A 26246-nucleotide genomic window follows, 5' to 3' on the forward strand; every position below is an offset into this window, starting at 1 on the left:
CGGAGGTACTGCCAGGCTTAACTTGTCAGAGTCAGCTCACCAGCGGTTGATATAATATTAGTCACTGGATTTATGCCTATCAGAAAAGATTTCAGATCAAATGGTTTTTTTCAGAAATGATTAACTTGAGGGATGATATTTGCCATAAAATTTCAGTGAAATCGCAATATAGGCTGGCCGATTATCAATCGGAGTAATCACTCGCTCCGTTTCAATAATCAAACCAGCATACCAAGCGACCACTAGCTATAAGGTCGTTCGTTTTCTTCGTACTTTCTTCCCTGCCGCCTTAGCAGCCACCTTCGCCATGGGAGTGACCACAACGTTGCCTTCCGGCATATCCGGTTGCTCGATAGGAAAAACAGGTAACGCCGCCAGCAACCGCGAACCATAACCCTTGGTTAATAAGCGCCGGTCATAAATAATAATTTCACCATGGCATTGGTTACTGCGGATCAGACGTCCAACTTGTTGAATCAAATTAAATGACGCACTTGGCAAACTTTGCACCTCAAACGGATAGCGATTCAACGACTTAAGCCATTCCCCTTCAGTCAAGATCACCGGGCTATCGATAGGGGGAAATGAAATTTTGTGGATATGAACCTGAGTCAATAATTCACCTTTCAAATCCAATCCCTCAGCAAAGGATTGCAAGCCTATCAATACACTGGCTGTGCCCTTTTTCACCCGCTTGCGGTGCTCTTCTACCAGCCGGTAGCGCGGTTGATCCCCTTGAACCAGTAGCATCAAGCGCAGATCAGTGACATGACTGAGGAACGTTTGCATCGCCCGGTGGCTGCTAAATAGGATCAACATGCCCTTATGCTGCCCGCTGGCCTGTTGCGCGCGGAAGAATTGCGCCATTTCCGCCAGATGCTCAGCCTCATGGGCCATAGTGGGTTCAAAGCGCATTTTGGGAATAATCAGCTTCCCTTGCTCTATATGATTAAACGGTGATGACAGGGTTTCAAACCGGTCTCCGGCTTTCTCGCTCAATCCGCTAAGTTCCTGCAAACGCGCAAAACTATTAAGCGAACGTAAAGTGGCCGACGTGACAATGACATGTGGCACTTTACGCCACAGCATTTTATCCAACTGATCACTGACGCGTATTCCCACACAGTGGAAATAGAGGTGCGTCTGATTCTCGCGATAATCGCGGGTAATCCATTTGGAAATCGGCGCATTCGACGCTTTTGCCATCGCCGCCAAGCGCCAAAGTTTGCTCATGGCCTCCAGATAACCCAATGTCCGGCTCATTTGCAAAATGGCACGATGTAACCGCACGATATCGTGCTTGCCGGTTTGTTCGCTTAAATCATTGAGAACAAACTCAGCCAGACCACGTAACGCATCGGTTAACTTGAATAATTTGGCGCAATCTTCCGTCAAACTACCGGGTAGTTCACCCATTTCAAAACGATATACCGCCGGACTGCCATCGGCTGGCAGCAGTTGGCTAACTTGCTGCTCAACACTCAGCATCAGCTCACGCAGTTGTTCACAATGATCTTTTAAACGTTCGGGATTAGCCAAACCGGGTGGGTTTTTAGGCCGATATTGCACCATGCATTGATCCACCAGCCGGACAATCATATCCAACTGCATATTGGCAAAAAACGCGGTGATTTCACCCTCAATCTCAAGTGCATCACGGGCAACATCTGGCAAATGATGGCCCTCATCCAACACCAGCAGCAGCTCTTTAGGATTGGGTAATACGGATTCGGTTTCCAGTGCCGCCATGACTAATGCATGATTGGCGACCACGACATCGGCGCTTTCTATTTCCTTGCGGGCAATAAAGAACGGGCATTCACGAAAATAATGACAATTACGGCCCAGGCAATTGGCTTTGTCGGTACTTAATTTGGCCCACAAACTGTCACTGAGTGATAACTGATGATGGTCACGCAGCCCATCCCAGACATGGCTGTTCAATGATTTGGACAGCGCTAAACAGGTTGCCTGCTCCTCGCCATTGGCAGGAGCCAGTTCATCACCGAGAAAGAGTGATAAATCCCCTTGCCCGGAGACATCGGTGCACATCGCCGCCAGATTGCGCGGACAGACATAGCGCCCACGCCCAAAGGCACCGGTGAACTTAAGGTCGGGAATAATCTTCTTCAACAGCGGCAAATCTTTGCTGTAAATCTGATCCTGTAACGCCACATTTGCGGTACTGACCACCAGCGGCTTGCTTTCCGCCCGGCCGACGGCAATGCCTGGGATCAGATAAGACAGGGTTTTGCCGACCCCCGTCGGGGCCTCAATAGCCAAATGGCGACCAGCATCACCCGCCAGCGTTTTCGCCACTTCGGCAATCATTTGGCGCTGCGGCGCTCGGGAAATAAAATCCGGAATCTGCTGCGAAAGAGCCTTATACCACTGACTAATTTGTTCTTTTACTGCCGGGGACAACGCCATGCATATCTTATCTAAACTGAATGTTGCCCTATTGTCCCACACCGCAACGCTCACGTCAGCCCGAAAGCAGCATAAGTACTGGTTGAAGTGTCAGTTTATCGCCAATAAAAATGAACAATATTTACGCAATGTCGCAATTATTTATCTTTTGTCATAAATATATCACACAGATGCGGTAAAAATTCTGCGCTGGATGAATTCAGACAGATATTGAATACAGCAAAAAATTCTACTACTCGCGTCTTTTTAAATAAGAGAAACAGGGCAAAAATATGAAACGTAATATTCTGGCAATCCTGGTACCAGCCTTATTAGTTGCCACAACTTCACATGCAGCAGAAATCTATAATAAAGATGGTAACAAACTCGATTTATACGGAAAAGTAAAAGCTCTGCACTACTTCTCTGATAATAACAAAAGTGATGGCGATAAATCTTACGTTCGTTTTGGTTTTAAAGGTGCGACTCAAATTACCGACCAACTGACAGGTTATGGTCAGTGGGAATATAACGTTGCAGCTAACTATGCTGAAAGTCAGGAAACAAAAGATAATAAAACACGCTTAGCCTTTGCCGGTTTGCGTTATGGGAAATTAGGTTCGATCGACTATGGTCGTAACTACGGCGTGTTATATGATATCGCCGCCTGGACCGATATGTTGCCAGAGTTCGGTAATGACAGCTACACCAGAACCGATAACTTTATGACTGGCCGTACAACTGGCGTTGCTACTTACCGCAACACCGACTTCTTCGGTTTGGTTGATGGCCTGAAGTTCTCCCTGCAATATCAGGGCAAAAACGGCAGCGAAACTGACAATACCAATGGTCGCGCAGATGCCACCAAACAGAATGGTGACGGCTTCGGTTTGTCTTCCAGCTATGAAATTGGCGCAGGTGTCAGTGTCGGTGCGGCCTATGCTTCATCTAACCGCACCACCGCGCAGAAAGAAGGACGATTTGGTAAAGGCGATAAAGCAGATGCCTGGACTACCGGTCTGAAATATGATGATAACGGTGTTTACTTAGGTGCAACTTATGCCGAAACACGTAATATGACGCCTATTTCCGGCACCGCCGTTATTAATAATGTCTCAACCAGCGTCAGTGGTTTTGCTAATAAAACACAAAACGTTGAATTAGTTGCGCAATACCTGTTTGATTTCGGATTAAAACCTTCTTTGGCTTATATTCAATCTAAAGGAAAAGATATCGAAGGAATTGGTGATGCCGATTTAGTTAAATATGTCGACATTGGCGCTTACTACTACTTCAACAAAAACATGTCTACCTATGTTGATTACAAAATCAACCAACTTAACGACGATAATAAGTTAAAACTGAACACTGATAACGTTCTGGCTGTTGGCCTGGTCTATCAGTTCTAATCGTTATTAATTAGCATTACCCTCATCGTTTTATTGTTTTAATGTTTCATCGTGTTTTGTGAATTTATTTTATTCGCAGTCATCAAATTTTGCCGGGAGATCCCTCCCGGCTTTTTATTATCCACTATTTGTTAACCGATACAGATAATAACCCAATCTCACGCAAAGCTTCAGTTACCGCACCGCTTCGCTTGTTATTGGTAGCGGAAAAATCAGCTTGCCGTATCCATCGTTGGTAGCGATTTTCACCCAGCGCCTTGTCTGCCTGAACCATCAGAGGGACTAGCCGTACACCAATATGATCAAGGCTACGATAGGGCCATTTACTCTGCTCCACAGAATAAGGAGCCATAAAATCAAGCGCTTTAATTAAACCACTACCATTCGGTGTTTGATAATGCCACAGATCGACATGAACTTTATCTGCCAATTGGGCCATCAGTATGGCCGCTTGCAAACTGAAATAGCTGTAATGGAAAGAACGTGTTCGTGCCAACTCCAGCGGTTGTGAACCCTCTGCTGCTAATTGGCTATTCAGTTTGGTTTTCAGCAACTCAGCCATCTCAACCACAATAGTCGGTTGTTGCAAATACCAGGCGATAGCCGCCACTTGTACCACATACCAATTGCCGTGATTATTCTGCGCCGCAGCTTCTTTTTTACCTGCTGCGCTGTAGCGTAACCACTGTAGATATTCCGTCATCCAGTGGCGAGTCTGCTTTTCATCTTGCACTGTCCAGCTTTTATTTTGCTGTAGCATAATCAACGAATCGACAATACGAGTGGCAAAATAACGCCCATCTAACACCCCAGTCCCGCGCCCTGCGGCGATCCCTGGTACTCCCTGAGCAAAATCCAGATTAGGATTCATGCGAGTATCCGGTTCAATGAACCAGGTTCGAATCAGGCTAATGGCTTTATCCGCATATTTCTGTTCACCGGAGAAATACCAGGCCAGCGTCAATGTCTGTACCTTCGCCGTAAAATCAGCCAAACGTACACCATCGCTGTCTTCATTTTTACTGGCGGGATTAATCTGCCCATCTTTGCGAATCCAAGGTAAACCATCACTTTTTTGACTATCTGGCCACCAATACGCACTGAGACTTAGATAGTCATGCTTAGAGCCACTGGGCGGAACTCTGGTTTTATCCATGACACTGGAGTTGGGTTGTTTCAGTGCTTTGTCCGCCTGCTGCAATAACTGGTGATAAGCCTGCTGTGTCGCCACAGGGATCTGCGCTTGTCCTTTCTCGTTATTTTGCGCGACAGCCCGTTGGTTATGCTGTAACGCACTGGCAGATAAAAAAGCATATTCACTCTGTACCGCCTCGGCGACTGGCGTCATAAGCAGTGACAACAGTGCCACCAGGCCGGAATAAGCACGTATAAGATTCGTAATGCGTATTCTAATCTGGCTCCCCATCAGCCCCATAAATCACTCACCTTATCTGATAATTGTCATATAAGCTCAGTTGAGCTACTTGATTTTATGCATCATGCCTGAAGCAATTTTGGCTTTCTTGGGAAGAGTAGTTTTTGTCACTGTCTATTAAGCCAGCAATTGTTAACCATAAGAATAACCCTCTGTTTTAACGAAAATTTTAGACGAAAAATTAAAACATAAAAAAATAATAAAAACCTTTGGTAACGATCACTATTCTCATGTTTACTGATACCTCTCTGTTTTACTGCTCCTTTTCTATTGAATAACTATGCTAAAGCAAAATAGCCGTAATCTGTGGTTGCTAGTCGGTTCACTGTTCACTTTATACTTCGTCTGGGGTTCTACCTATCTGGTCATTCGAATCGGGGTCGAAAGCTGGCCACCGTTGATGATGGCGGGATTACGCTACCTGATTGCCGGAGTATTATTGTTCAGTTTCCTGGCTATTCGAGGCCACGCCCTGCCCACTTTGCGCCAATGGATGGGGGCCAGCGCAATTGGTATTTTATTATTGGCTATCGGTAATGGGTTGGTCACCATTGCAGAACACCAACATGTCCCCTCCGGTATTGCTGCCGTTATGGTCGCGACCGTTCCACTATTCACTTTGTGTTTCAGCATGTTATGGGGAATGCGTAATACTAAGCTGGAATGGTCGGGCATTGCTCTCGGGTTAGTGGGCATTATACTACTCAATACCGGCAGTAACTTATTAGGTAACCCGCTGGGTGCGATGTTGATATTACTGGCGTCAGCCAGTTGGGCATTCGGTTCGGTCTGGAGCTCACGGCTGGCGTTGCCCAGTGGAGCGATGTCTGGTGCAGCACAAATGCTGGTTGCTGGCGTTGTTCTGTTACTTGCCAGTGCATTAAGCGGCGAAGAACTCAATCAAATGCCCTCAATGAGCGGAATTCTCTCACTACTCTATTTGATTGTTTTTGGTTCCATGCTGGCTATCAGTGCTTACATGTTCTTGCTGAAAAATGTCCGCCCCGCTGTCGCCACCAGTTATGCCTATGTAAATCCGGTAGTTGCGGTATTGTTAGGCATTGGTTTTGCCGGTGAAAGTCTATCCACCACGGAATGGTGCGCGTTAGCCGTCATTGTTTCTGCGGTAGTTTTGGTGACGCTGGGGAAATTTTTGTTCAAACCGCGTTAATCTCTAAAAATGCAACATAGTTGTTTCATTTAGCCAACGGGCTATAATTCACGCTGTTTAGATAAAAAGTGAAAATAATTATGCTGAGAAAAGCACTCATTATCCTGATTGCGGTAATGGCTTTGAGTTCATTAGGTGGCGTTTTTCTGGCTGGACTGAACATTTATACCCGTTCAACCACCCCACATGAAACTGAAACTACGGAGTCCAGCCCATTGTCTGATATTGGCCCTGCGGGCTTGTCCAATAATGGTCAGGAATCACCGTAACGGGCAAGATGGGCAGTTTTACCTTATCTCAATAAGCAAGGCTTGATGTTGAGAGCGGCGGCCTGCTGTAATGATGAATAATCGTGCATGAGGCGGATTTTTATTGCCGTCTTATGTACTTAATCAGCTAAATACCGCCTGATGCTAGGACTGCAACACCCATAGATAATATTGCCCATCTTTTTGTTCAGCGCCTTCCAGTATCTTCTCAAATCCGGGGAAATGCTGGCCCCACTGCGCGATGCTGCGAATATAGCGTAACCACGGTTCGTCATCGTGACCAAAACTTTCCCCCGGCATCACAATCGGGATACCCGGTGGATAAGGAATAACACCAACAGCAGAAACACGCCCAGCTAACTTATTGAGTGGCAATAGTTCGCAGCGCCCAGCCATATGTGCTTGAAAAGCCTGACGGGGTAGCATTTTCGGCACGGGTAAATGACTAAATGCTTCTGCCTGTAAGTTATCCATTTCGCTGGTTTTCATATAAGCGAATATCTTGTCACACAGTGCCTTCAGACCAATATCTCCATAGTGTTGTGGGTATTTATTAGCCAGTTCGGGCAAGCAAATAGAAACCGATGTGTTGTCATCGTAGTGCTGTTTGAACTCCAGTAGCACATTAATGAAGGTCCCCCACTTACCTTTGGTCACGCCAACCGAGAATAAACATAACACCATAAAATCAGTGGTGCGCGAAGGCACTATCCCCCGCTGACCAAGAAATTCAGTCACCACCGCAGCGGGAATCCCTTGCTCCGACAACTTGCCGTCGTCCCCCATGCCAGGCACCATGATCCCGACTTTGATAGGGTCAAGCATGCACCAATCTTCCTCCAATTGATCAAAGCCATGCCACTGCTCACCCGGTTTGAGAACCCAACACTGGGGATCAGTTGTTAACTGGTTTTTGGCGGCTTGCGCGAATGGGACTTTTTTACCACTTTTTTCATCTGTGACTTCCAGTGCATTCCAGGGTTTAAAAAACCACTCGCCTTGTTCAGCAAACGCATCATGTGCTCGCGCCAACGCCAGGCGGAAATCAACAGCTTCATCAATAACCTCCTGCGTTAGAGCTAACCCTTGATCCCCTTCCATCATGGCAGCACCGATTTCATTGGCAGCAATGATGGCGTACAGCGGCGAGGTGGTGGATTGCAACATATAAGACTCATTAAAACGCGAATGTTGGATAGGTTTTTTGCCATTCCTCACATGGATATATGATGCTTGTGACAGCGCTGCCAACAATTTATGTGTCGATTGTGTGGCAAAAACTGTCGGCCCCTGCGCTGGATGCTCAGTGGGAGAACCCCGCATAGCAAACCGGCTTCGATAAAGAGGATTAAAGCGGGCATAGGCATACCAGGCCTCATCAAAATGTATTTGATCGACACTTTTTGCCAATAAATCCTGAGCTTGCTCAGCGTTATAACACATACCGTCATAGGTACAATTAGTGACCACTGCATAGACAGGGGTAATATCAGGCACCAATGATATCAATGGGTTTTGAGCAATTTTTTGCGTGATGCTGCTGGGGTGAAATTGAGCTTTGGGGATTGGGCCGATGATACCATAGCGATTACGGGTCGGGATAAAAAACACCGGTAATGCCCCCGATAGCACCAACCCCTGCTCGATTGACTTATGGCAGTTGCGATCACATAACGCGACCTGCTTCTCTTCCACTACGGCAGACATGATGGCGCGGTTAGATCCAGAGGTACCATTAAGCATTGAGTAACTGATATGCGCACCAAAAACCTGTGCAGCATAAGCTTCGGACTCTTTTATTGGACCGCTGTGATCGAGTAACGACCCCAATGCTCCTCGCTCAATACCGGTATCCGTTCGAAACAGGTTCTCACCGAAGAAATCAAGGAATTCTCGCCCCACGGCTGTTTTAGTAAACGCCACGCCCCCCTGATGTCCGGGAGCTGCCCATGAATACTCTGGATTTTCTTCAGTATATTGCAATAAGGCTTTAGTAAAGGGGGGAAATAGCTGCTGGTAATATTTGCTGATCAGCGCTTTGGCGCGGGCAGCAATAAATTCCGCAGTATCTTCATGCATCCAGACAAATTCATTCACCAATTTCATAGTATCTAAATTCAGGCTATCAATGCATGAATGCTCGGCCATCAATAACACCGGAATGGATTTATTACGGCGGCGAATATCTTGCAGCAAAGCAAATGCCTGGCTATGGGATTCATCATCATTACCGCCAGACGTCCAATCGATAAAAATACAACATAAAGAAGAATCTGACGCGACTGTTGCACTACCATCTTCAAATGTTGCTGCGACCATGACATTAAAATTAATATCATCCAACGCAATGATCAATTCGTTGACTGCGCGACCATTAGCCGTATTAATGTCACGAATATTACTGTCAACAATCAAAACATTACGTTTCTTATGGCGACTTAATTCAATCATCGTATTTGTCCCTTTATTGATAACTCATCAAACAGCAATCAATCTGGCTACTAAAGCCGCGGTTACTGAATATTCTTAACAGATGAATTGAGTGGAAATGGGCTTTTGTGAGTACGGTTATAATTAAAAGTATAAAGTGCAGTAATAACCATCAAAGTAACGAATGACCACATAACTTCCTCGGCCCCAGAACCGACTACCGCCCAAATACAATAGACAAAAGCAATGAGCGTAATACCAACATAGGTTTTGACTTGCTTGCCCAAATGACCATGACCGACCAGCAACAATGCCGCACAGGTATATAAATAAGGCACTAATGTAAAAATAACCGTCACGGAAGAAACCAAAGCAAACTCTTTGGCTGCATTAGGCGAGATACTGCCAATCTGAAATATCGTCATTAGCACACCGATAATCAGCAGCCCTGCAACAGGCGTTCCGACTTTATTGACCTTACCGAAGATAGGGGGAAATAGCCCATCATCAGCGGCAGCTTTTGCTGTTTGTCCGGCCACTAACGTCCAGCCACCTAACGAACCGAGGCAGCCAATTGCAGCACAAAGTGACACAATTGCACCTGCGGTGTCCCCAAGAGCCAATCGTGCGGCATCGCCAAAGGGTGACGCTGACACCCGCAATTCTGCATTAGGGATCATCCCCATAATGGCGCTACTGGAGAGCACATAACACACCGCCGCAATTAAGACTCCGCCAACGGTGGCAATCGGCACATTACGTTTTGGATTCTTCACAACACCTGCGGCGACTGAAGCTGTTTCCACCCCAATAAATGACCATAAAGTGACATTTAAGGTGCTTTGAATAGCACCCAATGTACCTAAGCCGCTAACATTCCAGGCGGCCATATAGGTTTCGCCTTTAAACCAGAACCAACCAAATAAAGCGATCCCAACAATCGGTATCAGTGCTAATGATGTTGCGACTGCTTGTACTCGGGTAATCATTTTAGGCCCGATAATATTCAACCCGACAAAAACCCATAGTATGACAATGCAAGTTATGGTTAATATCATCGGCTCTTTTAACAGTGGGAAAAAATAGCTAAGGTAACCAACACCGATCACTACCATGGCGATATTGCCAATCCAGCAAGCTAACCAATACAGAACGTTAGTTTGATAACCTAAGAACGGGCCAAAAGCTCGTCGGGCATAAGCATAAGATCCGCCAGGGCTATCATCCAAAGATGACATTTTGGCATAAACCATTGATAGTGCTAATGCACCAATAATAGTAATTAGCCATCCCCATATCGCTATTCCACCGGTAGAAGCCAAACTTGCAGGTAACAAGAAAACACCTGACCCCATTATATTCCCTGCAACCATTAGGGTTACGGGTATAAGCCCGACCTTTTGATCATCTGTAGACATAGGCAATCCTTACAAGTCCCTATAAAAGGATATAAATGATGATGTAAATCTCCTATATATAAAGGTAGCGGATATAAACAATAAATAAAGAATCTTTGAGGTATAAATCATTAAAATAAAAAGACCAAAAGGTATTTATATTCATAGAAAATATATCCATTTAAATTAAAAACACTATAATTTATTTTATTTGAAATTAACTATTAGTAAATAAGTCGAGACGAAATAATAAATATTTGTTTTAAAGTGTTATTACACCTAATGCCAACGCCTTTTCTTGCATCTGTTTAATGACGTCATAGGCCGACAACGGCAATGTGCTAAATCCTCTGATCAATAATTGATCCTTAGCAGAACTTGCCTCCAGAGAGCTGACTGTGGCTGTAATAGCCTGACGTATCAGGATAAGTTGCTTTTCCGATGTTGTTAATGACGTAATCAGCGGTAATCCCGGTGCGGCCTCGGTTTGCGCGATAATTTTTAATCCGGCAACAGCTGCTGGATTATCACGCTGCAATAATGCAAAACTCACACAGTCGATAGCAGCAATATCAGCTTGCCGCTGTTGAATCATTTCGATGGAACGATAGTGTCCCCCCGAAGCTACTGCACGAGAAAAGAGCTTCCCATTGATCGCCAATGGCGCAATCAAAGCACGCAAAGCATTGTATCCTGACTGGGAGTCGGTACTGTTGAACGCAACGACACGATGGCGAAAGTCAGAAAGCTGCTGCCCTTCTTCATTTTCACGAACCACTACTAAACTGCGGTAATACTCCCCTGAGCAATAAGGTGATTGATAACTGAATGCGCCGACCAATTGAACTTGCTGTTGCAATAAAGTCACGAGAGGAAAACCACAGGTCTGGCTCAAAAACAGTGCAGGATCACGCCAATGTTGCAGTAAATCTGAGGGCCAACATAGCTGTTCGGGGACTGCCGTAACGCCATGCTTGCGCAATTGCTGCAACAATAATTGCCAAAAAGGTTGCACATCTTGTTGTGGTCGAACCCCATACATAGGCAGTGAAATCAGCATTGACACCTACTTAAGAAGATCAGTAAAAACCGAAATATCAGTGATCTTTTGCTTCAGGAAGAGACTGCAATTCTCGCCAGCGAGATAAACGTCGATTCCAACGGGTAAAAATCATATCGGTAATAATCGCTAATAGAGCGACTACAATCGCGCCCTGGATAACATAAGCAGTATTAAAACCGCTCAGCCCGATAATAATTGGCGATCCCAAGGTTTTCGTCCCTACCGTGGAAGCAATCGCAGCAGTCCCGATATTGATAATGACTGACGTTCGGATCCCCGCCACAATAACCGGTGCAGCCAACGGTAATTCCACGCGCCACAAGATCTGTCTGGCGCTCATTCCTACCCCTGCAGCAACCTCACGGATATCCCGGGAAACAGATTCAACACCTGTAATAGTTCCTTGTAAAATAGGCAATAAACCATACAGCACTAAAGCAATAATGGCGGGCTTTTCGCTAAAACCCATTACCGGCACGGCGATAGCAAGCACTGCCACCGGAGGGAATGTCTGCCCCATCGCGACAATAGTTTCTACCACCGAACGAAATTCTTTCCCCGCAGGACGCGTCACGGCAACACCAGCACTAACCCCAATAAAAACAGCGATAATGCTGGAGATAAGCACCAGAAAAACATGGGCAACCACCAGTGACCAAAATGTATCTTGCACATATATCGGCCTGTCGAGGTCAGGGAATAACGCAGAAAAAAAGCCCCACAAGGAGGTCATACCAAAAACCAGACCAGCCAATAAGAGCAATGCCCAACAAAGAGGATCGGTTAACCCACACTGTAGCGCTGATTTAAGCTTATCAATCAGACGCTTTTTGCCTTCACCCATTTTGATGGCAGTCGGTTTCATACTCCTCCCCTATCTGCATCCGCAATCAAATCAGCAAAGTAAAGTACCCCCAATGGTTGCCCCTGTTCATCGACTACCAACAATTTATCTGTCTGGCGTGACACAAACAGAGAAAGTGCTTCACGCAAGCTAGCCGTACCCAGTATGGGTTGCCCTATCATAGTTTCACCGCGTCTGATACGTTGTTCGGCTCGCCCGAGTGACAACAACTTAATACCTAAGTCACTGCGGCCAAAGAAATCACGAACAAAGTCATTCGCGGGCTGAGTCAACATTTCCAAAGGGGTCCCTTGCTGGATAACTCGCCCGCCATCCATCAACACTATACGGTCAGCCAAAGCTAAAGCTTCATCAATATCATGAGTAACCAGCACAATAGTCCGACCCGATAATTGATGAATACGGGTAATTTCGAATTGCAATGCCGAACGTGTCACTGGGTCTAATGCCCCAAAGGGTTCGTCCATCAGTAATACTTCTGGATCTGCGGCCAAAGCTCTAGCAACACCTACCCTTTGTTGCTGGCCGCCGGATAATTGATGAGGATAACGATGAAGAAATTGTTCTGGATCCAGATGCAATAACTCAAGCAATTCAATCACTCGCTGCCGTATCCGCTCCTGCGGCCATTTGAGTAATTGTGGTACGGTGCCAATATTGCGTTCCACAGTCCAATGGGGGAATAGCCCTATTGATTGGATGGCATAACCCATGCGACGGCGTATATCTTCGGGCTTATAATTACGAATTTCCTCTCCAGCAAAATGGATTTCCCCTTCATCATGTTCAATCAGTCGGTTAATCATTTTTAGTGTGGTCGACTTACCGGAACCCGAGGTACCTATCAATACCGTAAATTCCCCTTTAGCTATTTGTAACGTTAGGTTATCTACAGCCCGTTTACCGGCAAAATATTTACTTACCTGATGGAAATGAATCATCGATGCGAAGTATCCATAAAAATAACGATGAATTTAAACAGCGAATCAACTACTACCGCCATCACTATCACGGGGATTACCCCCAACAGCACTAAATCCAGTGCACTGCTGAGCAAACCTTGAAATACAATCGCGCCTAAACCACCCGCACCAATTAGTGCGGCAACAACAGCTAATCCGACTGTTTGCACTGCAATAATCCGAACTCCAGATACAATAAGTGGCATGGCAATGGGTATCTGCACCCGAAAGAATAACTGGCCGCGGGTCATTCCCATTCCTCGTGCCGATTCAACAACACTGTCAGGTACAGCGTCTAGCCCGGCAACGACATTACGTACCAACGGCAATAAGGCATAAAGTACCAGAGCAACAATCGCTGGCGCTAACCCGATACCACTCACTCCATGCTCAGCCAACCAGGGCATAGCCGTAGCTAACCCCGCCAAAGGCGCAATTAGCAGACCAAACAAAGCAATAGATGGGATAGTTTGAATAATATTTAATATAGAAAAAACAGCAGTTTGAAAGCGAAGAGAGCGGAAACAAAACAAACCAAGGGGAATACCCAAAAGCACCGCTGGCACTAACGTTGCAAACAGGATTTGAAGATGTTGCCATAACGCATCATCAAACACGTCTTGACGATTAACGTATTCTTTCAGCAATGACAGTTGATCGAGTTGCCCGGTAGCCAGCAATATTACGACGGGCAGAAGTAGCAAAACATTAGCCATACTACGCCAGATAGGATTCACAACCGCACGAGACAAGCTATCGATAGCAATCAAAATACTCATCCCACTCATCAGCCAGAACCCACCGCCAAGAGATGTGCGAACCAGGCTTTCTTCGCCGCCAGCAAGTTGTGTAGCAGTGGTGCCAGCCAGTAACAGCAAACCGAATAACAGCAGTTCGGCTATCAAAACTGTGGCCCAATACAGCACAGTACTTGGTTTAAAGAAAGCGAAGCTAGCCAACATCAATATTGGCACTAACAACCACCAAACTGGCCCTGTCACTAACGATATTAATGAAATTCCCTGCCCTGATATCAACCGATTGGGTGCATGGCTGACAAAAGAAAGCCCGACTCCTGATAAAATCATCAAAATAACCAGCGCTAACAGGACTCGGTTTTTTACAGACATAAAAATCCATCTCCATGACAAATAATCCTAATCGAAGCAATGAATTATCTGTTTATTAGAGAGTGCTATACATATTGATAGCTATAGCATCCTCCCTGATACACATGACTACCCTTTCACAAACCCTTTTTCTTTCAGATAATTGGCCGCAACTTTCTTGGCATCCTGACCTTCAACCGCAATTCTGGCATTCAGTTTTTGTAAGGTTGCACTATCAAGAGTGGCAAATACGGGATTGAGCAAAGCAGGAATATTAGGATGTGCTTTCAGTGTGGCTTCACGGATTATTGGGGTTGGCGCATAGATAGGCTGCACACCTTTGGTATCCTCCAACGTTTGCAGACCTAATGCCGCTACCGGGCCATCGGTACCATACGCCATGGCGGCATTCACTCCCGAGGTTTGCTCAGCGGCGGCTTTAATTGTTACCGCAGTGTCACCACCCGCCAATGATAGGAGTTGGTCTTGGTTCAATTTGAAGCCATAAGCTTGTTGGAAAGCAGGCAGAGCATCAGGTCTTTCAATAAACTCAGCTGAAGCCGCCAATTTGAATTTGCCACCCGTATTAATCCATTTACCTAAATCATCCAGGGTTTTCAAATTATTAGCGCTAGCTAAATCCTGGCGAACAGCAATAGTCCAGGTATTGTTCGCTGGCGCAGGTGAAAGCCACACCAGTTTATTTTTCTCATAATCCAGCGCTTTTACTTTTTCATAACCTGCTTTCGCATCTTTCCAGGCAGGATCTTTTTCATCAGAAAAGAAAAAGGCACCATTACCCGTGTATTCAGGGTAAATATCAATCTCACCTGCAATGATAGCTCCGCGCACAACTTTGGTGGTGCCCAACTGGGATTTATTGGTGGTTTTAATCCCATTAGCATCAAGAACCTGCACAATAATATTGCCCAGCAATGAGCCTTCAGTATCAATTTTTGAGCCAACACGGACAGTATCAGCAGCCTGCGACGCACCACCTGAAACAGCCAACATTACTGTAGCTAACGCAAAAATCCGGCTACGAGTTAGGGTCTTTGCCATGCTTTACCTCTTGTGCTCAAGGGTTAATGAAAGTTCATTCGTTAATGTCGGTGAAATGCCCATGTCAACAAGGCATACAAACTAAAACCATTAACAAATCAGCAACCATATTAGATTTAGTCGAAAATGAACCAAATAACCAATTGATATTAAATATATTATTCAAGTCAGACTAGGCTAACTGGCCTGCCACTTCTATAGATAACAGTATGATAGCTAAGTATTTAAACGCGCTTTACTGACAAGGATGACTGTTAAGATTACATAAATAGCTGTATATAACAACAGTAAACTACAGATAAATGAAAACAATACCTCCGATTTTGTAGATAGCCTGATGCCTTCGTTTTCACTTTGATAAGCCACTTTAGACTGACTCGCTATACCCATCTCCCCTGTCAATTACAGTGTGCAGCCTTTCCTCAGCCGGAGCTTTATTTTCACTATCGTAAAAGGGATGAATTTTTATCTCCAAGGCTGTAAAAACAAATGTTTCCAACCATTCAGTATAGCCGTGCACCACAAATTGCTCGCTGCGATGCTGATACTCAACCCGATTTTCCAGATAAATCCGGCGCAATCCATACCAGGGTAAAGCCGGTAAATCATGGTGAACTAAATGATAATTGAGGTTTAAAAAAAGTAGCCGCCATGGCCATGCTGCCTCATTCAAAGTAGAACGTGCTGCACTGTTTTCCGCCGCGCGATGCTCAAAAAAGGATCTTATTTTGGTCAGACTAAGAGCTGGGTAGCTAATCATCAAAATATAAAAAATAGCCGAAATACCATAACCAGCCATCCAGTAAAACAATAAGCCAAGTAAACCAAAATGAACCAACCACATTGCAATGGCAGGACGATCGCCAGTAATAAATGCACGGGTTGCACTGCGGATAGTGGCGATGATATCTAACGCGGGCCCCAAAATTAATCGGCCGGCAAAAGTATTGCTAATACGGACAACACCTTTGAATAATTGGGAAAAATGTTGCCATTGTTTTGCGGTGTAATAATAGCATTCTGGATCTTTTTCAGGATGAGTCAGATCTTCATCTTTATGGTGTTGAATATGGGAGTCACGATATAGACCATAGGGATACCATATTGCCAGCGGCAAAGTGCCTAACAGCTGATTTACCCGTCGCCAGCGAGTTGGATGACCATGAATCAACTCATGCTGTAGCGACATATACCACGTGGTCAGTAATATTAGCGATACGCTTCCCAGCACTGCGCCTAATTGCTGCCAATAAATAACACAGGCAAACCAGCCAGTATGAATTACTCCTATCAATATCCAGGTAGGCAATTCCAGCCGCCATAGCCAAGAGCGAGACAACAGTTTTATTCTGGCCCGTTGTTGCTCGCTAAGGTAATAAGCGGCCCCGGCTCCACAGCGATTAAATTTGGTATCAGCAGCAGGCATATTGAGGCTCATACTTGGCATAATTCCCGCCAGTATCACCTTAATGATCCCTGCTGCTAACTAACTTAAAATACTATGTAAATATGAGAATGTGATAATCGCCTTCTGTTTTGATCTGACTAAGCTCGAAAAGCGTTGAGCGATGACGAATCACATCAATTTTCAACTACATTGACCCAGCACAACTCCTCTGCTGAAGCAGCAATCGCATCAAGTACTCGGGAGACTTTCCAGCCTTCTTCGAAATCCGGCCACATACGATCACCGGCAGCAATGCCGTTAATCAAATCACGGATCTCGACCGTTTTTTGGTCGTTAAATCCAATACCATGCCCGGAACTTACACAAAATGCTGCGTAGTCGGGGTGCAATGGCCCTGTAAGCAGTGTTTTAAACCCTTGTCTGGACTGGGGTTCATCGTGACGATAGAGTTGCAATTCAGCCATTCGCTCTTGAGAATAACTGATTGTGCCTTTGGTTCCTGTGACCACATAGGTCAAACCCATTTTGCGACCACAAGCAATGCGTGAAGTCTCTATAGTTCCCATTGCTCCATTGGCAAAACGAACTAGCGCACTAGCCTGATCTTCATTTTCTACTTCACGTAACAATGAGGGATTTTTTGGATCAGGTCGCTGTTTAATCACCGTCTGCATATCAGCACATACATCAGTGATATCACCCACCAGATAATGGGCCATATTGACAATGTGTGCGGCTAAATCACCTAATGCTCCTAGCCCCGCCTGCGCCTTAGTGCAGTGCCAATCCAACGGTGTTTGCGGGTCTGCCAAATAATCTTCATTATGAGTGCCATAAAAATGCACGATATCGCCAATCTCGCCATTGGCAATGATCTCTCGGGCTAGCTGGCTAGTTGGGTTCTTCATATAGTTGAACCCCACCAACGTTTTCACCCCTTTAGCGCGTGCTGCCTCAGCCATTTCTTTGGCATCTGCGGCATTAAGAGCCAGCGGTTTTTCGGAATAAACATGCTTACCATGGCTTATCGCTGCAAGGGCCATTTCTTTGTGTAAGAAATTTGGCGCACAAATATCTACGACATCAATAGCTGGGTCAGAGACCAATTCTTGCCAATTTGCAGTCGATCGGGAAAAACCAAACTCTTCAGCTCGTTGTTGAGCCAATTCAGGAGTGACCTCTGCCAGCATTTCTAATACGGGCAAGCCCTTTAAAGGAAAAACAGTCGCAACCTGCGCATAAGCAATAGCATGACAGCGACCAATATAACCGGTACCAATGAGGCCAATTCGAACCTTTTGCATTCTATTCCCCTCGCTTATTTAGGATTAAGGCCCCACGAAGAGCCTCTACTTGTCAATGGTTATACGAAATTAAAATTTCACACTCAAGGTAAAATCAGAATGAAAAACCTTTTTTGCGAAGCAACTCATTTAATCTGCTCAGTCCGATGAAATTTTGCATTAACAAGTAGTAAACCAAGCTACCTAGCTCACAAAAGGAAATCATAAAAGCCAAAAAATGAATTATTTATTCTTTTTATGAAACAAATGAAACTATAAATTTAAACTTTGCGAAGCAATATGCATTGCTGACAACTCTGGGTTTCAATACGGTGATTTCGTTATATAGTGAACACCGCGATGAAGCACTCAACTAAGCCGCTTCTTTATAATTTCGACAGGTAACTTGCTATGAACTCATCTTTTTTGGTTACACCACAATGGCTGGCAGAACATATTGATGATGCCAACATCGTTATTCTGGATGCCAGAATGTCACCGCCAGGATTAATCCCTAAAAGAAATATTCAGGCCGAGTTTGAGCAAGGGCATATTCCCGGCGCTGTTTACTTTGATATTGATGCAATTGCAGATAACAGCACCGATTTGCCTCATATGTTGCCATCTCCACAAGTATTCAGTGAGATGGCAGGCCAATTAGGGGTTAGTGAGCAGCATACCTTGGTCATTTATGATGATGGCAACCTATTTTCAGCACCACGGGTTTGGTGGACACTCCGTATCTTCGGTGCCAAAAACGTATATATACTGGCCGGTGGTTTTAGTGGGTGGCAACAGGCAGGTTTTGCATTAGAAAGCGGCCCAACATTTCCAACACCTCAAACCTTCAACGCAACATTCAATGATGCTGCTGTCAAAAATGTTCATGAGGTTTTAGCCGCACTGGGAAACAATGAAATACAGATTTTAGATGCTCGTCCAGCCGGCAGATTCAAAGCCCTGGAACCAGAACCTCGTCCTGGATTGCGTCTTGGTCGCATCCCCGGCAGTATTAATGTGCCTTGGGGGAGTATGGTTGAAAATGGTAACCTGAAATCACCACAAGAACTGGAAGCTATTTTTGCCGCCCAAGGGGTGGATTTAACCAAACCCATTATTACCAGCTGTGGCTCAGGTGTTACAGCTGCGGTGGTTGCTCTGGGATTAGCCGCAGTCAATGCACCATCGGTAGCACTGTATGACGGTTCTTGGGCTGAATGGGGTGCTTCTGATTCGCTCCCAATCGATAGCACTCAAATATCATAAAATAACTCAAATAGCGACCAGGCTACGGACACCCTCAAGCTCCATATCGGTACCGTGACCTCGCTGGACAATTTTGCCGCGGGACATCACCAAATAGCTATCCGCCAGCTCTGCGGCAAAATCATAAAATTGCTCAACCAACAAAATAGCCATATCCCCACGGGCCGCCAGTTTCTTGATGACTAGCCCGATTTCCTTAATAACCGAGGGCTGAATGCCTTCTGTGGGTTCATCAAGAATGAGCAAACGAGGTTGGCAAGCCAGCGCCCGCCCGATGGCCAGTTGCTGCTGCTGTCCGCCCGATAAATCGCCGCCACGGCGATGTTTCATTTCCTGCAAAACTGGGAAGAGTTGATAAATATGTTCTGGCACAACCTGACTTTGTGAACCGGAAAAGCGGGAAAGACCTAACAGGATGTTCTCTTCTACTGTTAATCGCGGGAAAATTTCCCGCCCTTGTGGCACATAGGCAATCCCCCCTTTGACTCGCTGATGGGGTGATTGATGGCTAATATCTTTCCCCTCCCAAGTAATGGTACCGTTCTTGGCAGGCACTAACCCCATCAGGCATTTGAGTAATGTTGTTTTACCCACACCATTACGACCCAATAAGCAGGTTACCTCACCTATGGCAGCCTCGAATGACAAGCCACGCAAGATATGGCTTCCACCATAATATTGATCAAGTTCATTCACTTGCAGCATATTTTGCCCTTAAATACCCAAATAACGAGATATAATAAGAAGAAAGCGACGCAACTACAGCAGACTGCTGACAAACCGCAACAACTCGATATTGCAAGGTGAGGGGGAGACAACGTAGAGTCAGAGCGGTTCAGCGCCCTAAATACACCTCAATCACCTGTTCGTTTGCTTGCACCTCGGTCAATGTCCCCTCAGCTAATACTTGCCCCTGATGTAATACGGTAACATGGTCGGCGATGGTCTCCACAAACCCCATATCGTGTTCCACCACCATTAATGAATGCTTCCCTGCCAATTGATTAAACAGCTCGGCTGTATAAGCCGTTTCTGCATCCGTCATCCCAGCGGCTGGCTCATCCAGCAGCAGTAAATGTGGGTCTTGTACTAACAACATGCCGATTTCAAGAAACTGTTTCTGCCCATGAGATAACAAACCTGCAGACCGCTGACGCATATCATTTAGGCGCAGCATAGTTAGCGTTTCATCAATTTGATCCCGCTGTTCAGTATTTAACTTAGCGCGCAAACTGGCCCAAACAGTTTTGGTGCTTTTCTGAGCCAGTTCAAGATTTTCAAACACGCTCAATGCTTCAAATACTGTCGGTTTTTGGAATTTTCGCCCAATACCCGCCTGAGCAATTTCAATTGTATTCATAACAGAGAGGTCATGGTGTTGGTCGTACATCATCTTACCGCTCTGTGGGCGAGTTTTACCGGTAATGACATCCATCAGCGTTGTTTTTCCTGCACCATTTGGACCGATAATACAACGCAGTTCACCAACGCCTATTTGCAGCGAAAGGTTCCTCAACACATGAAAACCATCAAAACTGACATTGATATCTTCCAGAGTCAGCACCGGGTCCCGTTGTTGACGGTACTTATCCGCAGCATGCTGTACCGCACCTGGCTGCTGAACAATCATTTCCGGGTAAATCAGTTGTTCTGTGATTTGAAACCGACTCATTTGCCTTTCCCCCGTCTCAGCAAGCCAATAACCCCCTTAGGTAAGAACAAGGTCACCAAAATAAAGATCAAACCGAGGAAGAATTGCCAATATTCGGGCATAGCCATGGTGAACCAGCTTTTGGCACCATTGACAATGCCAGCCCCCAGCACCGGGCCAACCAACGTGCCGCGTCCACCCAACGCAACCCAAATTGCAGCTTCAATTGAGTTAGTGGGTGACATTTCACTGGGATTGATAATGCCCACCTGTGGCACGTATAGTGCCCCCGCCAGAGCACACAATATGGCTGATAATGTCCAGATAAACAGCTTGAAACCTTTAGGATCATAGCCACAGAATGTCAGGCGGTTTTCTGCATCGCGTACAGCAGTCAGTACCCGACCAAATTTGGTTCGTGCCACGGCAAAGCCGAGTGCCAAACTGGCAATAAGCAGCGCGAGTGTTGCCAGGAATAAGGCAATACGTGTGGAGGTTGCTGATACGGAAAAACCCAACATAGTCGTAAAGCCGGTGAAGCCATTATTGCCACCAAAACCGGTTTCATTGCGGAAAAACAGTAGCATTCCGGCATAAGTTAATGCCTGAGTCATAATGGAAAAGTAAACACCTTTTATTTTGGAGCGAAAGGCAAAGTAACCAAAAATAAAAGCCAAACAACCGGGGACTAGCACGATCAAGCACAACGCCCAAACAAAATATTGGCTACCACGCCAAAACCACGGCAACTCAGACCAAGAGAGAAAGGACATAAATGCGGGCAAACCATCACCAGCAGCTTGCCGCATCAAGTACATTCCCATGGCATACCCCCCTAGGGCGAAGAATAAGCCATGACCGAGTGATAATAATCCGGCATATCCCCACACCAGATCTAATGCAATGGCAACCACCGCATAACACAGAATCTTACCCACAACGGTTAAGGTATATGTCGAGATTGCCAGTGGATTATCCGCAGGCAATAGTGCCAAAAAAGGAAGAATAATCAGTAAAATAGTGACTATACCTGCTAATGACAGACTAAGGTTTGGGGCTTTTTTCGCCAGGGTTATCGCCAAAGGTTGATTCATTAGTCACTCACCCTGCCCTTGAGGGCAAACAGACCTTGTGGTCGTTTTTGAATAAACAAAATGATCAGCACTAAAATCAATATCTTGCCCAGCACTGCTCCAATCTGCGGTTCCAGAATTTTATTCAGCATGCCCAGCCCCAAGGCGGCCACAACACTACCGGCTAATTGCCCAACCCCGCCGAGCACCACCACCAGGAAAGAGTCGATGATATAACCCTGCCCTAATTCCGGGCCGACATTCCCAAGCTGCGATAGTGCAACGCCACCCAAGCCGGCAATACCAGACCCTAATCCAAAGGCCAACATATCGACTTTCCCAGTTGCTACCCCGCAACACGCGGCCATTGCACGATTTTGTGTCACTGCACGCACCTGTAATCCGAGGCGGGTTTTATTCAGCAATAACCATGTGAGCAGCAAAACAATCACAACGAAAGCAATAACGGCAATGCGATTCCAAGGTAGAACCAAATTCGGTAAAAGCTGTACCCCACCCGATAGCCAGGCAGGATTGGCCACTTCTAAATTTTGCGCGCCAAAAATCATCCGTACCCCCTGAATAAGCATCAAGCTTATTCCCCAGGTTGCCAGCAGGGTTTCGAGTGGGCGACCGTACAGATGTCGAATCACTGTTCGCTCTAAAACCATACCAATTCCGGCGGTAATAAAGAAAGCAACCGGTAAAGCGACTAACGGATAGAGTGCCAACCAATGTGGAGCAAGCTGTTGAAACAGGGATTGCACCAAATATGCAGAGTAGGCTCCCAGCATCAGCATTTCGCCATGAGCCATATTGATGACACCCAATAATCCATAAGTGATAGCTAATCCAAGCGCGGCCAACAATAAGATAGAGCCCAGCGACAGCCCGCTAAATACCTGCCCGATCACATCGCCCACCATCAAGCGGTTTTGCACCTGTTTTAAACTGCTGGCTGCCGCAGCACGTACCTGTGCATCTGGCTCTACTTTGACATCGGTTAAGCTTTGCAGCCGTGATTGAGTCTGCGGTGAACCCGATTGCCCTAACAGTTGCACGGCATTTAACCGTATTTGCGGATTGCTGTCGGTCAGTTGCAAATTAGCCAGCGCAATACTCAGCGCTTCTTTAACTTTACTGTCCATTTCTAATTTCAGACGCTGATTGAGGAGTGGCAACTGATCACTTTGCGCCTGCCGTTGTAATTCCAATGCTGCTTGTAAACGCACAGACTCGTCGTCACTGACCAGCCGTTGAGCCGCTAATGCATTGGCAATCAAAATACGTAACCGATTGTTGAGCCAGATTTTCTTCGGTATGCCAGTCGGCTGTAACTGCCCCTCCAGCGGGGTGAAAACCTGATGATTCTGAATGAAAACCTGCCCAGCACTGTCGATCACTAACGCTTCTTGTTTCAGCGCTTGTAATAATGCTAAACGACTCGCATCCGGCTCTGTCGCCCATTGCTGCAACATCGTGGCCTGTTGCGAACGATTAGCCGCAGCAAAATCATGAGCTGGCCCTGCCACCGCAAATGTCGACATGCCTAATAACAGGCACAGCATCGCCCTAAGCCAATCATTGGCCGTTCTACTCCAAATAAGAATTAACGATTCCATAGGCTCACTCATCACAGATATGTGGCAAAAAAGAGCCGGAGGCAGCAACATCTGACTGACTCCGGAGAGCCAGCGCTACTGAGCACTTTTCACTGGATGGTCCGGTTTTTTGTCATTTCCGGCGATAAATGGGCTCCACGGCTGAGCGCGAATAGGAGCATCCGTCTGCCACACCACATTGAACTGTCCATCAGCTTCGATTTCGCCAATCATCACCGGTTTATGTAAATGATGATTTGTCTTATCCATGGTTAAGGTAAAACCGGAAGGTGCCGGATAGGTTTGCCCAGCCATTGCGGCGCGCACTTTATCAACATCAGTTGATTTGGCTTTCTCCACCGCCTGCGCCCACATATGCATGCCAACCCAGGTTGCTTCCATCGGGTCATTGGTCACAGCGGTATCAGCATTCGGTAACTTGTGAGCTTTGGCATAAGCTTTCCATTGCTCAACAAACTTTTTGTTAGTTGGATTATCTACCGATTGGAAATAGTTCCACGCCGCGAGATTACCCACTAATGGTTTAGTATCAATACCGCGTAGTTCTTCTTCACCCACGGAGAAAGCAATGACTGGCACATCAGTGGCTTTAATGCCCTGATTAGCTAATTCTTTGTAGAAAGGAACATTCGAATCACCATTGATGGTGGAGATAACCGCAGTTTTGCCATCGGCTGAGAACTTTTTAATATTGCTCACTATCGTTTGGTAATCGCTATAGCCGAACGGGGTATAAATCTCCTCGATATCTTTGTCCTGAATACCCTTGCTATGCAGGAAAGCGCGCAAAATTTTATTGGTTGTTCGCGGATAAACATAATCAGTACCTAACAAAATAAAGCGTTTTGCCGCACCGCCATCTTCACTCAATAAATACTCGACAGCGGGAATAGCTTGCTGATTTGGTGCTGCGCCGGTGTAGAAAACGTTCGGTGACATCTCCTCACCTTCATACTGTACCGGGTAAAACAGTAAACCATTAAGCTCTTCAAATACTGGCAAAACTGATTTACGAGAGACCGAAGTCCAGGCACCGAAAACAACAGCGACTTTATCTTGTGTTAATAATTGCCGTGCTTTTTCGGCAAATAACGGCCAGTTGGATGCCGGGTCAACAATAACCGGTTCGAGTTGTTTGCCTAATACTCCACCGTGAGCATTGATATCATCAATGCTCATTAAAGCCATATCTTTCAGGGGAGTTTCAGAAATAGCCATCGTGCCGGACAACGAGTGCAAAATACCTACTTTAATTGTATCAGCGGCCAATGTGCCAAAAGCCACACCCAGACTGACAACCGAAGCTGAAAGTGCAAAAACCTTAATTAAGTTACGATATTGCATAGCGTTAACCTCTGGTCGTTGAGTAAAACACACAAGATTGAATGACTCTGCGCAATCGCCGTGCCAGTTTTATATCTTGATGATTTAATTTAACATTATAAATATTTCGGCCAGATAGCCTGATATACAGCCTAATTATCTGCACCATTAATGCGCAACAGACGAGCACATATAGTGCAAGACGGTGAGGAGGGATATAAAGAAAAGACTAACTGTGATGGGCTAATTTAAAAATAGAGTGAGGTTATCTCGTTAATTAACGAAAAACAGGAATAGCAAATTGCCACTCCTGTTCTTGTACTGGTAATCAATATCCGATTTTATATCGACATGATTTTTTCTATTTTTTAGGACCGCGTATGCGTAATGTCAAACCCTTAAGGAAATAGCGCAACACCTGATCGCCACATGGGCGGAAGTTTTTGCTCCCTTCTTTACGGAACAAAGCATTTAACTCAGGTTTGGATACTGGAAACTCGACGGCGTTGAACACATCATGCATATCGGTGTCTTTCAATTCAAACGCCACACGCAGTTTTTTTAGCACGATATTGTTAGTGATAACTGGCTCTACCGCAGGTGCCGGGAACTTGTCATCTTTACCGCGCCTAAAGAAAATCAGGCCATTGAGGAAATGTGCCATCACCAGATCAGGGCAATCCTGATAACCGGCTTCATCTTCTTTTTTAAGAAAATTAACGACATCCGCATTGTCCACTTCAAAGTCAGCCAGCTTAATGATTTCAGTTATCTTGGTATCGTTTACGTTAAGCATATAGCGAACACTACGGAGCACATCGTTGTTGATCATATTACTGCCCTATTCCTATTATTTAGATTAGACGTGCGCGAATATCGCAAGAAAAACAAAAATCTTCTTTAACGTCTAGCGGGCAGTATTGTATAGATCCACGCCGATTTTCTCAATGTAAATCTGGTTGATGATAAAATATAGCAGAAAATAAAAGAATCATGGTATACAATTATTAATTGGCTATTCCCAATAAAAAAACAAATT

21 protein-coding genes are annotated in these 26246 nt (G+C 45.6%); 4 read left to right on the plus strand and 17 right to left on the minus strand.

Features of this window, described 5'->3' with window-relative positions; all coding sequences use genetic code 11:
• Nucleotides 1-246 precede the first annotated feature (246 nt).
• Nucleotides 247-2430, minus strand: a complete 2184-nt coding sequence (gene dinG / locus HU019_RS14100) for an ATP-dependent DNA helicase DinG (protein WP_174848378.1) — start codon at nucleotides 2428-2430, stop codon at nucleotides 247-249.
• A 272-nt stretch (nucleotides 2431-2702) separates the two neighbouring features.
• Here dinG and ompF2 point away from each other — a divergent pair, with 272 nt between their 5' ends.
• Complete coding sequence (gene ompF2, locus HU019_RS14105; RefSeq protein ID WP_019081077.1) at nucleotides 2703-3818, plus strand: porin OmpF2; 1116 nt, start codon at nucleotides 2703-2705, stop codon at nucleotides 3816-3818.
• Nucleotides 3819-3942: 124 nt separating this feature from the next.
• Here the strand turns inward: ompF2 and HU019_RS14110 are convergent, their stop codons facing one another.
• Entirely contained in the window at nucleotides 3943-5253 is a 1311-nt protein-coding gene (locus HU019_RS14110) for an alginate lyase family protein (RefSeq protein WP_174848376.1), read from the minus strand.
• A 280-nt stretch (nucleotides 5254-5533) separates the two neighbouring features.
• On the opposite strand from HU019_RS14110, the gene yedA reads away from it, so the two are divergent.
• Both yedA and HU019_RS14120 read left to right on the plus strand, forming a co-directional pair.
• Nucleotides 5534-6424, plus strand: coding sequence for a drug/metabolite exporter YedA (gene yedA, locus HU019_RS14115; protein WP_174848375.1), 891 nt, complete (start codon nucleotides 5534-5536; stop codon nucleotides 6422-6424).
• An 80-nt stretch (nucleotides 6425-6504) separates the two neighbouring features.
• Nucleotides 6505-6693 (plus strand): hypothetical protein, encoded by a 189-nt coding sequence (locus HU019_RS14120; RefSeq protein WP_025377722.1) that lies wholly within the window; start codon nucleotides 6505-6507, stop codon nucleotides 6691-6693.
• 144 nt (nucleotides 6694-6837) lie between these two features.
• On the opposite strand, the gene HU019_RS14125 is transcribed toward HU019_RS14120, so the two are convergent.
• The 9 genes from HU019_RS14125 to HU019_RS14165 all read right to left on the minus strand — a co-directional run bounded on the left by HU019_RS14125 (nucleotide 6838) and on the right by HU019_RS14165 (nucleotide 18293).
• Nucleotides 6838-9144: an Orn/Lys/Arg family decarboxylase gene (locus HU019_RS14125; RefSeq protein WP_174848374.1), complete on the minus strand. Its 2307-nt coding sequence runs from the start codon at nucleotides 9142-9144 to the stop codon at nucleotides 6838-6840.
• Nucleotides 9145-9206: 62 nt separating this feature from the next.
• Nucleotides 9207-10541, minus strand: coding sequence for an arginine/agmatine antiporter (gene adiC / locus HU019_RS14130; RefSeq protein ID WP_174848373.1), 1335 nt, complete (start codon nucleotides 10539-10541; stop codon nucleotides 9207-9209).
• Nucleotides 10542-10782: 241 nt separating this feature from the next.
• Nucleotides 10783-11562 carry a phosphate/phosphite/phosphonate ABC transporter substrate-binding protein gene (locus tag HU019_RS14135; RefSeq protein WP_174848410.1) on the minus strand — a complete coding sequence of 260 codons (780 nt, stop codon included), beginning with the start codon at nucleotides 11560-11562 and terminating at the stop codon, nucleotides 10783-10785.
• 55 nt (nucleotides 11563-11617) lie between these two features.
• Nucleotides 11618-12316 carry an ABC transporter permease gene (locus HU019_RS14140; RefSeq protein ID WP_174848409.1) on the minus strand — a complete coding sequence of 233 codons (699 nt, stop codon included), beginning with the start codon at nucleotides 12314-12316 and terminating at the stop codon, nucleotides 11618-11620.
• 128 nt (nucleotides 12317-12444) lie between these two features.
• Nucleotides 12445-13389: an ABC transporter ATP-binding protein gene (locus tag HU019_RS14145; RefSeq protein ID WP_174848372.1), complete on the minus strand. Its 945-nt coding sequence runs from the start codon at nucleotides 13387-13389 to the stop codon at nucleotides 12445-12447.
• Nucleotides 13386-14540 (minus strand): ABC transporter permease, encoded by a 1155-nt coding sequence (locus HU019_RS14150; RefSeq protein WP_174848371.1) that lies wholly within the window; start codon nucleotides 14538-14540, stop codon nucleotides 13386-13388. Before HU019_RS14150 ends, HU019_RS14145 begins: the two co-directional genes overlap by 4 nt.
• A 108-nt stretch (nucleotides 14541-14648) precedes the next feature.
• Nucleotides 14649-15581, minus strand: coding sequence for a glycine betaine ABC transporter substrate-binding protein OsmF (gene osmF, locus HU019_RS14155; protein ID WP_174848370.1), 933 nt, complete (start codon nucleotides 15579-15581; stop codon nucleotides 14649-14651).
• Nucleotides 15582-15948: 367 nt separating this feature from the next.
• The gene (locus HU019_RS14160; RefSeq protein ID WP_174848408.1) at nucleotides 15949-17007 is read right to left on the minus strand and encodes a fatty acid desaturase; all 1059 of its coding nucleotides are present in this window, start codon (nucleotides 17005-17007) and stop codon (nucleotides 15949-15951) included.
• A gap of 155 nt (nucleotides 17008-17162) precedes the next feature.
• The gene (locus HU019_RS14165; RefSeq protein ID WP_174848369.1) at nucleotides 17163-18293 is read right to left on the minus strand and encodes a Gfo/Idh/MocA family protein; all 1131 of its coding nucleotides are present in this window, start codon (nucleotides 18291-18293) and stop codon (nucleotides 17163-17165) included.
• A 390-nt stretch (nucleotides 18294-18683) separates the two neighbouring features.
• Here HU019_RS14165 and sseA point away from each other — a divergent pair, with 390 nt between their 5' ends.
• Nucleotides 18684-19538: a 3-mercaptopyruvate sulfurtransferase gene (gene sseA, locus HU019_RS14170; RefSeq protein ID WP_174848368.1), complete on the plus strand. Its 855-nt coding sequence runs from the start codon at nucleotides 18684-18686 to the stop codon at nucleotides 19536-19538.
• Between the two features lie 6 nt (nucleotides 19539-19544).
• On the opposite strand, the gene urtE is transcribed toward sseA, so the two are convergent.
• The 6 genes from urtE to HU019_RS14200 form a co-directional block, all read right to left on the minus strand.
• The gene (gene urtE / locus HU019_RS14175; RefSeq protein ID WP_174848367.1) at nucleotides 19545-20243 is read right to left on the minus strand and encodes an urea ABC transporter ATP-binding subunit UrtE; all 699 of its coding nucleotides are present in this window, start codon (nucleotides 20241-20243) and stop codon (nucleotides 19545-19547) included.
• A 130-nt stretch (nucleotides 20244-20373) separates the two neighbouring features.
• Nucleotides 20374-21210, minus strand: coding sequence for an urea ABC transporter ATP-binding protein UrtD (gene urtD / locus HU019_RS14180; RefSeq protein WP_174848366.1), 837 nt, complete (start codon nucleotides 21208-21210; stop codon nucleotides 20374-20376).
• Nucleotides 21207-22283, minus strand: a complete 1077-nt coding sequence (urtC, locus tag HU019_RS14185) for an urea ABC transporter permease subunit UrtC (RefSeq protein ID WP_174848365.1) — start codon at nucleotides 22281-22283, stop codon at nucleotides 21207-21209. The genes urtD and urtC overlap by 4 nt, the downstream gene beginning before the upstream one ends.
• Nucleotides 22283-23884: an urea ABC transporter permease subunit UrtB gene (urtB, locus tag HU019_RS14190; protein WP_174848364.1), complete on the minus strand. Its 1602-nt coding sequence runs from the start codon at nucleotides 23882-23884 to the stop codon at nucleotides 22283-22285. Before urtB ends, urtC begins: the two co-directional genes overlap by 1 nt.
• 75 nt (nucleotides 23885-23959) lie before the next feature.
• A complete protein-coding gene (urtA, locus tag HU019_RS14195; protein ID WP_174848363.1) occupies nucleotides 23960-25228 on the minus strand; it encodes an urea ABC transporter substrate-binding protein in 1269 nt (422 codons plus the stop codon).
• A 340-nt stretch (nucleotides 25229-25568) separates the two neighbouring features.
• The gene (locus tag HU019_RS14200) at nucleotides 25569-26039 is read right to left on the minus strand and encodes a YehS family protein (protein ID WP_005168133.1); all 471 of its coding nucleotides are present in this window, start codon (nucleotides 26037-26039) and stop codon (nucleotides 25569-25571) included.
• Nucleotides 26040-26246 lie beyond the last annotated feature (207 nt).

Source organism: Yersinia artesiana (assembly GCF_902726545.1).
Lineage (GTDB): Bacteria > Pseudomonadota > Gammaproteobacteria > Enterobacterales > Enterobacteriaceae > Yersinia > Yersinia artesiana.

Excerpts from the sequence above, each read along its gene's own strand:
- dinG (WP_174848378.1), bottom strand. The coding sequence starts at position 2,430 with ATGGCGTTGTCCCCGGCAGTAAAAGAACAAATTAGTCAGTGGTATAAG.
- ompF2 (WP_019081077.1), top strand. The coding sequence starts at position 2,703 with ATGAAACGTAATATTCTGGCAATCCTGGTACCAGCCTTATTAGTTGCC.
- HU019_RS14110 (WP_174848376.1), bottom strand. The coding sequence starts at position 5,253 with ATGGGGCTGATGGGGAGCCAGATTAGAATACGCATTACGAATCTTATA.
- yedA (WP_174848375.1), top strand. The coding sequence starts at position 5,534 with ATGCTAAAGCAAAATAGCCGTAATCTGTGGTTGCTAGTCGGTTCACTG.
- HU019_RS14120 (WP_025377722.1), top strand. The coding sequence starts at position 6,505 with ATGCTGAGAAAAGCACTCATTATCCTGATTGCGGTAATGGCTTTGAGT.
- HU019_RS14125 (WP_174848374.1), bottom strand. The coding sequence starts at position 9,144 with ATGATTGAATTAAGTCGCCATAAGAAACGTAATGTTTTGATTGTTGAC.
- adiC (WP_174848373.1), bottom strand. The coding sequence starts at position 10,541 with ATGTCTACAGATGATCAAAAGGTCGGGCTTATACCCGTAACCCTAATG.
- HU019_RS14135 (WP_174848410.1), bottom strand. The coding sequence starts at position 11,562 with ATGTATGGGGTTCGACCACAACAAGATGTGCAACCTTTTTGGCAATTA.
- HU019_RS14140 (WP_174848409.1), bottom strand. The coding sequence starts at position 12,316 with ATGACCTCCTTGTGGGGCTTTTTTTCTGCGTTATTCCCTGACCTCGAC.
- HU019_RS14145 (WP_174848372.1), bottom strand. The coding sequence starts at position 13,389 with ATGATTCATTTCCATCAGGTAAGTAAATATTTTGCCGGTAAACGGGCT.
- HU019_RS14150 (WP_174848371.1), bottom strand. The coding sequence starts at position 14,540 with ATGTCTGTAAAAAACCGAGTCCTGTTAGCGCTGGTTATTTTGATGATT.
- osmF (WP_174848370.1), bottom strand. The coding sequence starts at position 15,581 with ATGGCAAAGACCCTAACTCGTAGCCGGATTTTTGCGTTAGCTACAGTA.
- HU019_RS14160 (WP_174848408.1), bottom strand. The coding sequence starts at position 17,007 with ATGCCTGCTGCTGATACCAAATTTAATCGCTGTGGAGCCGGGGCCGCT.
- HU019_RS14165 (WP_174848369.1), bottom strand. The coding sequence starts at position 18,293 with ATGCAAAAGGTTCGAATTGGCCTCATTGGTACCGGTTATATTGGTCGC.
- sseA (WP_174848368.1), top strand. The coding sequence starts at position 18,684 with ATGAACTCATCTTTTTTGGTTACACCACAATGGCTGGCAGAACATATT.
- urtE (WP_174848367.1), bottom strand. The coding sequence starts at position 20,243 with ATGCTGCAAGTGAATGAACTTGATCAATATTATGGTGGAAGCCATATC.
- urtD (WP_174848366.1), bottom strand. The coding sequence starts at position 21,210 with ATGAGTCGGTTTCAAATCACAGAACAACTGATTTACCCGGAAATGATT.
- urtC (WP_174848365.1), bottom strand. The coding sequence starts at position 22,283 with ATGAATCAACCTTTGGCGATAACCCTGGCGAAAAAAGCCCCAAACCTT.
- urtB (WP_174848364.1), bottom strand. The coding sequence starts at position 23,884 with ATGGAATCGTTAATTCTTATTTGGAGTAGAACGGCCAATGATTGGCTT.
- urtA (WP_174848363.1), bottom strand. The coding sequence starts at position 25,228 with ATGCAATATCGTAACTTAATTAAGGTTTTTGCACTTTCAGCTTCGGTT.
- HU019_RS14200 (WP_005168133.1), bottom strand. The coding sequence starts at position 26,039 with ATGATCAACAACGATGTGCTCCGTAGTGTTCGCTATATGCTTAACGTA.